Genomic DNA, 9,704 nt, shown 5'->3' with positions numbered 1-9,704 from the left:
TGGATCAAACCACGCCCCTTAAAGTGCACCCCATCCCCAGGGTTGACATTGCCTAAATCACGCCGCCCCTCATAAGCGCGCCCTGAGGCATATTCACAAACAGTAAAAAAGCCATCACTCTCATGGGCACATTGGCTTAAAAAATGTGCAATACGCAACGGTGTTGTGAGTGCCCCATAAGATAAAGCTTTAGGCAACACGCGTGCCATTTCAACAATAATAAAATCTTGGCGCGCATGATGCGCCAATTTAGGCGCAAGGCGATGAAGAAAAGAAGCATCTATTGAAACCATAACAAACCACTCAATGAATAAAAATTCATTCGCAGTTTATCGGATTTCAAACCCCCAATATAAGCCTGACACTGTCAGTCAAAACTCTCAATACTCATAAAACTCTGAAAATAACGAACCTTGTGGTTCTTGCAAAGAAATTTTCTTTTTCAAGCGATAGGCTGTGCGCACATGCATACCAGAAACAGCAGCGGCAGCATCCACCGACCAGCCTTTTTGCAACGCTTGCACCATTTTTTGCCGCCGTTCAGCATCTCTGCCAAGGGGGATAAGAAGACGCACTCCCGAACCATTAAAACAAAAATGGTTGATGAGTTGCTGCGCCTCTTCAAACCCAACAATTTCAATCAACCAATCCGCACTCTCAAGACGCCCGGGTATATAAACTTCTCGTCCACCAAAAGCCCGCATCATATTCCATGCTGCTTCACTGCCCGCAACATCAGCTATTTCACGCAATAAGGCAGGAAAATCGCTATAGATTTCCTCTTGCATACATGCTTACCCCTCGCTTTTAACACCTTTACGGATTTTCCGCCCCCAAACATTCATCACTTCTCTAAAGTCGCCCCCACTCATCTCACCAAAAGCTTTACCACTTAACGCCATAACACTTTGATGAAAAGATTCCACATCAAACACAGCATCGGGATTCAAACACTTCCATTGGGCACACAAAATCAAATATCCTGGCATTTTCTGCCAAGAATCTTGAATCTTTTTCCCTCTCCAGTCAACCCCACCCTCACGCTGCAACCAACCTTTCAACGCCTCAATGGCTCTGCATGCATCATCGCTATCGCGTAAAAAACGAATATGATCAATCCCTGTCTGTCTTTTCACAAAGGCAAGCAACGCCTTATCTGAACGATCACGAATAATGCCAAGATTCCACCCAGCAATCCAGAGCGCCTGGAGCTTCTTAGCATATTTCCCCTCTAAACGCTTCCCATTCGGCTTAAAACCAAACGCTTTCATTTCAGCGATAACCAAGTGCTTTTCTGAAAAATTCAAATCTTTCGCCGATTGCTTGCCTGTCAAGCGATAGAGCAGTGCGCGATAGGTCTCATCATCAAGACCTAACGCGCGTTTTCCCATATGAAGGACAGCTAAAGACATCTCTCCCCCCTCATGTCTTCGCCAGATCAATGGTCACAGCACGCCAAGCGCTTTCTAATGTATCGCGCTCATAAAAACGCACATATTCCTTAGATGTTGTCACACGGATCGCTTCACGAATGGCACGCATCGCCTCTTTCCAGCGTGGATCATCAATATCCAAACGCAACAGCATAAAGATCTCGCCCCGATTCACCTTGCCTTCTTTATCCGTATTAAACGCACGCGTAATAATCGCACGGATTTCAGGACGTGCATCCGCAGACCATTCATTCAAACACTCATCAAGAAGGCTTTTGGCAATTTGCAATTGCGGTCCAAAATCAACACTTTCCTGTACCTGCACCTTAATGCGTTGCAAACCATCAAAGCTTGTGTAAGTACAATTGCCCTTTTTGCCACGCCGCTCCACACCATATTCTTGCGCAAGCAAGCTATCAAAATCACTCAAATCCGCAATCGTATGGTTGTTAAAACGTGCAATCCTTGCCGATAATTCTTTCGCAAAACCCATAATTTTGCGCACCGTTTCATCCTCTAACAAATCCGCAGGGCGGATCAAACTTACCGGCACCAAAGCCCCTTTTGCATCCTTCATATAACGCGTACCTTCAAGTTCAATTTGTGGATTCATCACCAACTTCCTCCTTATGTTTTTTGAAACCGACGAAATGGCACAACATCCCCTGAAGAAGGCGCACATCCCGCTTTCAATTGCCAACGACACCGCATAAGCTCATGACCTAAAACGTGGTTATAGCCTGCCAAACGACGCAAATAATCATTCAATTCTCGAACATCTTTCGCACTCAGAAAAATGCCCTCCATTTCATGCTTGAGTAAAGCAGAACGCAAAGCAACCAAGCAATCTCTCACCATATAAGGGTTCCGTTCCATCATTTTCCTCCTCCAAAATCCATATGAATAACCGTTCCTTTCTCACCATCATCACTCTTGGCATGAAGCGCTTGGCTACAACGTAAAGCTTCCACAACTTGCCCCTCTAAAACCGCATCCGCTTCCCCCAAACGATGAACACTCAACTCCAATTCAAGCAATAACGCCAAATCAACACACAATTTAAGCTTTTCTCCAATATCAAAACCGCATTGATAATCGTCATAAAGACCAACAAGCGTATCGGATAATTCTTTGTCGCATAAAGAGATCATGCCAATTCCTCCACGTCACGGTTTTTCCATGCCGCTTTGACATGTTTCAAAGTCACCTCACACCCATCTCCAAGCGCTGCCATGCGTGCCAACATCATGGTTTTGTCAATTTGCCGCAAAGCTCCAGCCTTTAAGCCTATCCCTGTCAAAAACTTTATCGCACCAACATCTTCAATCCCCCAATCATGAATGCGCGCTGCAATATCCTCACTATAGGGCTTGCGCCGTTTCAGATGCATCGCCAATCGGCTTTTAATTTGCGCATAAGAGGGACCATTTTGACGATGAACCAACCGTCCAGAGATTTCATCATTGCCAACCAAAGCCAACCCCGTACCATTGATATCAACAAAGTGGCGCAACTGATTAATCGCTTCATCCGTTAAATTTTGCGCCTCATCAACAATCAACAATGTTCCGCCACCAACACGCTCTAACTTTTTGCCAATCGCACGCGTTAAGCGGGTGGGATTATATTCCACCACTTCCAATTCTGCTGCCATATCATTCAAAATACCGTGAACACTGCGCGTATGCGGGCTTGCTGTCACCAGATAAACATGCGGGCGGGTAGAGCGATAATGGCGGCAAGTTTCGGTCTTACCACTGCCCGCATCAAGCGTAATCATCACCATATCCCCCGTACTTTGTGCCAGTGTTAAAGTATCAATAATCTCACTGGCAATTCGATTCCTCTGAAAGGCTGGTTTTTCAGGGATCTTCTCCAAAAACCCCGCTGTTTCCTTTAAAACCTCAACCCATTGGTGAACCTTCGCATTTTGCTTCCCCAATTGCCCCGCATAACTGCCCGCATACCATTGCGAAAACGTCCCATCCGGCATGCCTATGCGCCGCGCCACCTCTGCTTTCGACCAATCATTCATTTGCCCCAAAGCTCTCACCGCATCCACAAGCTCATTCCATAAAGCAATGTCATCACTGTTGCGGTTTTGTGCTGTTCCATTAGGCTGGATTTTAGGTCGCGCCCAAGGATTTTTATCGACCGTTGCATTTATCGCGTTTTTCATGTATATTCCCCTCTCGTATTGATTTTAGACTGTTGATAAGGGGAAGGGCTCCCACCCGCCCCTTATCTTTTGTCTTTAGAATGAACATTTAAAAGCCGTACGCGATACTAAAACGGCTAACCTTGCAAATCCCCTCTCTTTCTCACACATCAGGGAACTTGCTAACTCCACGCATCTCACCCGATCAGGCAAAGATACCTAGAAACTTCATGTATTGATTAGACTTTTAAAGGATTAAGATTCCTCCCCCCCTTTCTTTGTTAACGCTTCAAGCTGATACGCGATACAAAACCAGCTTCCTTTTGAGAATTCTTATAACCCCCCCCTCTCTTTTCCTAGTTCCTTATTCTATTGCTTGGGAAACTTGATCACCTCACGCTCTTCATCAGAGGCGGAAAGCTTTCTCAAAGCTTTATGCAAGTGTTGACTAAATTCTCGAGCCCCCAAAGCCTCATCATCGTCTGCTTTCAAAGCTAAATTCCCCACATTGTTTGGCATCAAGCGGCTCACCTTTGGCTTTATCGGAAGCTTCGATTTGAACGCTTCATCCTTTTTCTCAAGGCGCCCATAAACATCGGCCAAGTGATCAGGCGCAAGCTTTGCCGCTAGCTGTTTTTCTGCTTTAACAGCCTTCACATATTCTTTACGCAAACGCCCATTCAAACGCGCCGCCTGCTGGTCATAAAAACCTACATCACAAAGGCATGGTGCCAAACAAAGCAACCGATTGTTCAAATCATAAACCCGTAAATCTTGATGCAAATTATCCGGATCAAAGCGTACAATCACTTTTTTCCCCGCATGCTCATTCAACGCCCGCGCCCAATAACGATTGCCATAAAAATGGATCTCCCCCGTACCCTTTTGCGCACGCAACGCCTCAGAGGTTAAAAGCCATAAAGCCCGTTGTGCTGCCGTTGCTTGCCGAATAATCGTCCCCTCGGCTTGCAAGCTTTCTGCAAAGGTCTCATCAAAACTGCGCCCCGCACAATTAACCGCCTTACGCCCCGCTTGCGCATTATGCGCCACAATTTGCGCACCAACATGGGCTTTAAACACTTCAAATCCTATCGCGCGCTTGCCATAATCTTCAGGCTTGGCATCCGGTTTATTGCCCGTATAAGCCCCTGCACAAAAGGGATGTTTCGAAATCACTTCTGCCAGATCACGCCATGCCCGCTCAATCGGTTTAGACTGTCCGCTATAAGGGGTGGTCCATTGCAATTGCACACCCAAACTCGTCAAAAGCCCTCGCGGATCATCCGGCTTAATCTTAAAACGAAAGCGGTTTTGCACACCTCCAGAAATCCACTTGCTGGTAAAAGCGCGCCCATTATCCAAGGTCATACGCTCCGGTATGCCATAAGCTTCCACCATGTCCCCAATCACCAAACGAACGATTTCCCAAGTCTCAGCATCCGATAAGCGCCACGATAAAATCTTGCCCGAATAAAGATCTTGAATGGCAATCAGATAAAGCCGCACAGGCTTTTCTGTCCAAGGAACATTCACAAAAACATCCAGCTTATGCCCGTCCATATTCACAGCTTGCAGTGCATGCAGGCTTGAGCGATCACGCCGTTGGGCTGGATAAAGCTTTTTTGCCTTTTCTTCTCCCTCACGCGCTAAAACCACAACCGCTTTGGAAATTTGCGCCTTAAAACGACGCCGCAAAGCCCGCTCTGAAGGAATGGGCAGCCAACCCCGCTCCTGCGCAACAGAAACCATGCGCCGATAACACGCCGAAAAAGCAGGTTTAGAGGGGCGCAAATAATCCGAACAAAAAACCTCCCACGCCCCATCATGACACGGCGCAAATTGCGAAACATTCTCCTCACCATAACAAGGCGCTAAAGCCGCCAACCAATCAGGGCGCTCATACCCCTCCACCATCTGCCGCCAATTAAAAAGCGACATCCGGCTCACACCAAATTGCACCGCACTCAAACTTGCCGCATCATGCACACCCATACCGGCATGGAGCAAATCTTCCCAAAAGCAAAGTGCCTTCAAACGCTCTTCACAGCGCCTTTTATGCGCCTTTGAAAGCCCCTCATAACGCACCCAAATACTTGTCTTTTGCTCCCCTTGCGTTTGTTTCACATCAACAGCCCCACCAAACCGCACCAACAACGCCGCCCGCGCCCCCTCCGGCAATAAGGAAATGTGATACTCCCAAACCGGCTTGGTTTTGCCTAATGTTTGGCGAAACAATTGTCTATTCAAACGCCATTTCTTAAGCGCAAGATTGTTGAGACCGATCTTTGTTTTTGGCAACCCTGGCAAAGCTGCCTCAGCCAATTCGGCAATAGTAAACCATTCCTTCATGGCTGCCCCCTTTTAATGCGAACCGGCGTTGCGCGCATGGCTTTCAATTGCGCTGCAATCTCCCGCTGTTCCTGCTGCAACCGCGCAATCTCTGCTAAACGTGCCTCATCCCCTTGCAACAGCAACAATCCATCTTCACTCACCACCTCATCCCAAAGCCAAAATGCCTCTGTCGCCCGCACAAATGCCTTAAACCGCGGCAGGGAAATATCCACCTGCTTACTTTCCGCAACATAAGCATCCAAACTCGCCTTACTTAAACACCCAATCCCTAAATAATGCGCCATACGCTCCGCAATCACACTGCGCTCATGCCGGCATTCTCTCAAAGCCCGCGCCATCGCTCGCTTAATGCGCGAGCGAAACCGCCCTAAATCAATCTGCGCAACCGGTTCGCGGCAGGGAAAAACCGGCTTTTGGAAAAAATCAAGCTGCCCGCAACCATGCCTCTTCATGCCTGCTCCTCCCCTCGTTCTCTTGCAAGATAATCACAAAACCGCGCCTTTGTCTGCGCATCCGCCCTCTGCCAAACACCCAATAACTGAGCAAAAATCCGTTCCTGTTCATTAATTTGCGGCGGCGTATTAATCCCATTGACCAAATCAATAGCCCGCCGTAAATCTCCCTCAACCTGTTGGAGCGCAATCGCCACCCGCCGTTGCGCAACCGGCTCCATCTTCGCTAATTTTAACAATTGCGCTTGATTATCAGCCAATGCCGTCCCCCGCAAAACAGAGCGTAATTCTGGCTGTAGATGCTGGGCAATACAGTTAAGACGTTTTACAACATCTTGAGAAAAACCAATGCGGTCCGCCACATGTTTAGCAAAAGATAAAGTTCTCCTCTTGCCATCTTCTCCCTCCATTTGAGCAATAGGGTCAACTTGACCCAATTGCTTTAAATGTGCATCACCACCGATCAAAGGTGCAACTTGCACCTTTGATTTTCTATCACCACCACGTTGAATCTCCCCATACTTCTTTTCCCACAATTCGCGGTAAGTCTGGACAAAAAGCGCACGATCAATAACAGACAATTCATTGCGAAACAGGTTTTCAGCCACTTCTAAAAGCGCAGCATTCTCTTTATCCGCCTGCACCACAACCGCATCAATGTCACTATAGCCCAAAAGCTCAGCAGCACGAAGCCGGTGTGCACCAGCAATAAGCGTGTAATTACCCTCTTTAGCATTAGGGGTATGGCGCACCGTAATCGGATTCATCAATCCCTCCCGCACTATTGATTGTGCAAGTGCCTTGGCATGCTCATCATCCACAGGGCGTATACGCTCCGGCACCACAATCACATCAAGAGCAAGCTTTTGAAACTGTGCCATCACGCCCCCGCCTTTTCCATTTCTCGTAAGAATAAATCCATCGCACGCCCCGCCCATCTTCGATAAGCTTTCGCAAAAACGGGTTCTTCCAAACGCCGGTTAATCACTTGCAAAGCAAGAAAGATAGCAGTCTGCTTCCGTACTTGCATCGCAACAATACGCCGCCGCGGCACCTCAAATTGATAATGCAAAATATGAATGGCAATTTGCCGCGCTAATATCGCATCAAACAATCCATGCGGAGGGTCAATAATATACCGGATCGGTACATGCCGAAAGCCACCACTCACGGCTTTTAAAGAACAGGCAAGCATAGCTTCCAAACGTTCAGCTTCTGAATAAGGATTAAAGATTTCTCTTTTTGCCTCGGGCGTCCATAAATTATAAGCAGCAACCATAACCACCCCCTATAAAAACAATATGACCACCATCTAATCGCCAGAACCAACCCATGCAAACGGCTGTTCTATGATGCAACTCTATGCAATTTATCTTGCCTATTTCGTACTGATCTTTAGACATTGATAAACCTTTTTATCTTATGGTATTTAAATTCATGGCAAATGCGCAAAAGCGCAAAGCCGTGTAACGAAGTTCAAGCAGCATTCCCGCGCAAAGCAGAATGCGCACGCGAATCTGTATTGGCATGTTTTGCTGCTTTAAAAATGCGACGGCGACTTTTGGGGTAGCGGTCGCTAAAAACCTGCTCGACGGGCAAACCGATAAAATCGGCAATAGCACGTTCGGCTTTCTCGTTAGACCGTGTCCAGATATGTTGAACACTGGATGACGAGAGTTGATAAGCTTTCGCGAGCTCCGCCAAGGTCATATTACGGCGGCGTAGCTCGGCTAAAATACTATGGCGATCCCATACTTGGATGCATGTTTGTGTGGTTGTCATAACTTTCGCTCCTGCTTCAAACGGATGCTCAAACCATCCGTTTTTTGTGGGGTTAAATGTATAATAAACGCCCTTCGTATCGGGCTCTAATATGAGGTATATCTACAAATGGGATATTAGTCAACCCCATTTGTAAACATTTATAATATGAGACGACAAAAAAATGAGCCCAAAACTGCATTAGCAAAACGACTCACAGAAGTTAGAAAGCTTGTGGGCTTATCTCGTGATATATTTTCACTTAAAATTGGTATCAGTATTCAAGGGCTTGGAAATTACGAACGCGGTGATAGAACTCCAGATGCAACGGTTTTATCAGCATATAAAGAAAAATTTGGAGTAAACCTGAATTGGCTTTTGACCGGTGAAGATGCAATGTTTATAGACATGATGATGGCTCGGTCTTTCAATATCTCTCCGCCTACCATTCCTGCTGGACTCATGAAAAAGCTTGGTCGTATAGCTTATACAACCTATCGCGATGCTAAAATAAAACTCCCCCCTGAAGATATAGCGGAACTCGCGGCGGAACTTTATAAAAAACTGCAAGAGCTTGTTCAAGACATCAACGACACGGAAGAAGTCGAAGCGACTTTCCCTCTTCTTAAAATTCATTTAAAGCGTCAAATAGAAGCTGAAAGAGTACATCTAGAAGCTACACAAGATACGGCTTAATGCCTCTCTAAGATGAATGGGGAATCTCTTTTTAAAATCCTGTAATTTAAGCTAACCTAAATATAAATAAGGAGCATTTTTGGCACGCCCCGAACTAGAACCTAAAACAGAACTAGCAAAACGATTGCGTGAAATACGACACACCCTTGGTTTCACAGAGCGTAAGCAATTTGCTAGACATTTTGAAATTCCCGAAACGACTATGCGCAATTATGAAACGGGTTTACAAGAACCCCCTGTATCTATAATGCGAATATATAAAGATCGCTGTGGAATATCCTTAGATTGGCTCGTTAAGGGTGAAGGTGAAATGTTTAGTAACATGGCAAAAGCGAAAGCAGCTGGTTTTAAAGCACCTACCATCCCTGCTGGTCTCATGAAAAAGCTTGGTCGCATAGCTTATACAACCTATCGCGATGCAAATATAAAGATCCCTCCTGAAGATATAGCGGAACGCGCGGCGGAACTTTGTATAAAGTTGCAAGAGCTTGTTCAAGACATCAACGACACGGAAGAAATCGAGCTTATTTTACCTCTTTTAAAATTGCATTTAAAGCGTCAAATAGAAGCTGAAAAAGAACACTCCAAAACTAAATAAGATACAGCTTAATGCCTCTTTAATATGAAAAATCGATATGAAAATCTTTTTACATTAAAAAAATAATATAACTATTTGATTAATAAGTATATATTGCCTCTAAAAATAGATAATCATCAATAGGTGAAAATCTTTTTTGCTTTTTTGGTTATTTTTGGCTGATTTTGGAATCGATTGAACTTTTGGAGTGATTTTTTTCACAGGGTCTTCAAAGGCGGTTTTCTGGGCTTTCACAGACTTTTCAAAATTTTTCA

14 protein-coding genes and 1 pseudogene are annotated in these 9,704 nt (G+C 45.7%); 2 read left to right on the top strand and 13 right to left on the bottom strand.

Annotated features, from left to right (window positions below; genetic code table 11):
* The 13 genes and pseudogenes from ACFIK1_RS06405 to ACFIK1_RS06345 form a co-directional block, all read right to left on the bottom strand.
* Window positions 1–293, bottom strand: a pseudogene (locus tag ACFIK1_RS06405) (peptidoglycan-binding protein); the annotation flags it as partial.
* Window positions 294–380: 87 nt separating this feature from the next.
* Window positions 381–788 carry a helix-turn-helix domain-containing protein gene (locus tag ACFIK1_RS06400; RefSeq protein WP_375629092.1) on the bottom strand — a complete coding sequence of 136 codons (408 nt, stop codon included), beginning with the start codon at window positions 786–788 and terminating at the stop codon, window positions 381–383.
* Between the two features lie 6 nt (window positions 789–794).
* Window positions 795–1,412 (bottom strand): regulatory protein GemA, encoded by a 618-nt coding sequence (locus tag ACFIK1_RS06395; protein ID WP_375662364.1) that lies wholly within the window; start codon window positions 1,410–1,412, stop codon window positions 795–797.
* A gap of 10 nt (window positions 1,413–1,422) precedes the next feature.
* A complete protein-coding gene (locus ACFIK1_RS06390) occupies window positions 1,423–2,046 on the bottom strand; it encodes a DUF3164 family protein (protein WP_375613741.1) in 624 nt (207 codons plus the stop codon).
* Window positions 2,047–2,060: 14 nt separating this feature from the next.
* Window positions 2,061–2,312: a hypothetical protein gene (locus tag ACFIK1_RS06385; RefSeq protein ID WP_375662363.1), complete on the bottom strand. Its 252-nt coding sequence runs from the start codon at window positions 2,310–2,312 to the stop codon at window positions 2,061–2,063.
* Complete coding sequence (locus ACFIK1_RS06380) at window positions 2,309–2,584, bottom strand: hypothetical protein (protein ID WP_375662362.1); 276 nt, start codon at window positions 2,582–2,584, stop codon at window positions 2,309–2,311. The genes ACFIK1_RS06385 and ACFIK1_RS06380 overlap by 4 nt, the downstream gene beginning before the upstream one ends.
* The gene (locus ACFIK1_RS06375; RefSeq protein WP_375662361.1) at window positions 2,581–3,612 is read right to left on the bottom strand and encodes an AAA family ATPase; all 1,032 of its coding nucleotides are present in this window, start codon (window positions 3,610–3,612) and stop codon (window positions 2,581–2,583) included. Before ACFIK1_RS06375 ends, ACFIK1_RS06380 begins: the two co-directional genes overlap by 4 nt.
* 348 nt (window positions 3,613–3,960) lie before the next feature.
* On the bottom strand, window positions 3,961–5,940 hold the full coding sequence (locus tag ACFIK1_RS06370) for a transposase domain-containing protein (RefSeq protein WP_375662360.1): 1,980 nt from the start codon (window positions 5,938–5,940) through the stop codon (window positions 3,961–3,963).
* Entirely contained in the window at window positions 5,937–6,395 is a 459-nt protein-coding gene (locus ACFIK1_RS06365) for a hypothetical protein (protein WP_012232200.1), read from the bottom strand. Before ACFIK1_RS06365 ends, ACFIK1_RS06370 begins: the two co-directional genes overlap by 4 nt.
* Window positions 6,392–7,276, bottom strand: a complete 885-nt coding sequence (locus ACFIK1_RS06360; protein WP_375662359.1) for a ParB/RepB/Spo0J family partition protein — start codon at window positions 7,274–7,276, stop codon at window positions 6,392–6,394. The genes ACFIK1_RS06365 and ACFIK1_RS06360 overlap by 4 nt, the downstream gene beginning before the upstream one ends.
* Complete coding sequence (locus tag ACFIK1_RS06355; RefSeq protein WP_375633713.1) at window positions 7,276–7,674, bottom strand: hypothetical protein; 399 nt, start codon at window positions 7,672–7,674, stop codon at window positions 7,276–7,278. Before ACFIK1_RS06355 ends, ACFIK1_RS06360 begins: the two co-directional genes overlap by 1 nt.
* Entirely contained in the window at window positions 7,658–7,798 is a 141-nt protein-coding gene (locus tag ACFIK1_RS06350; RefSeq protein WP_273755279.1) for a hypothetical protein, read from the bottom strand. The genes ACFIK1_RS06355 and ACFIK1_RS06350 overlap by 17 nt, the downstream gene beginning before the upstream one ends.
* Window positions 7,799–7,871: 73 nt before the next feature.
* Window positions 7,872–8,177 (bottom strand): helix-turn-helix transcriptional regulator, encoded by a 306-nt coding sequence (locus ACFIK1_RS06345; protein ID WP_005864619.1) that lies wholly within the window; start codon window positions 8,175–8,177, stop codon window positions 7,872–7,874.
* A 147-nt stretch (window positions 8,178–8,324) separates the two neighbouring features.
* On the opposite strand from ACFIK1_RS06345, the gene ACFIK1_RS06340 reads away from it, so the two are divergent.
* Window positions 8,325–8,852 carry a helix-turn-helix domain-containing protein gene (locus ACFIK1_RS06340; RefSeq protein ID WP_375633712.1) on the top strand — a complete coding sequence of 176 codons (528 nt, stop codon included), beginning with the start codon at window positions 8,325–8,327 and terminating at the stop codon, window positions 8,850–8,852.
* Window positions 8,853–8,931: 79 nt separating this feature from the next.
* Window positions 8,932–9,450 (top strand): helix-turn-helix domain-containing protein, encoded by a 519-nt coding sequence (locus ACFIK1_RS06335; protein WP_375662358.1) that lies wholly within the window; start codon window positions 8,932–8,934, stop codon window positions 9,448–9,450.
* Window positions 9,451–9,704 lie beyond the last annotated feature (254 nt).

It is taken from the genome of Bartonella sp. OC16QHHD (assembly GCF_042194035.1).
Lineage (GTDB): Bacteria > Pseudomonadota > Alphaproteobacteria > Rhizobiales > Rhizobiaceae > Bartonella.
This window is presented reverse-complemented; position numbering and strand designations above follow the sequence as displayed.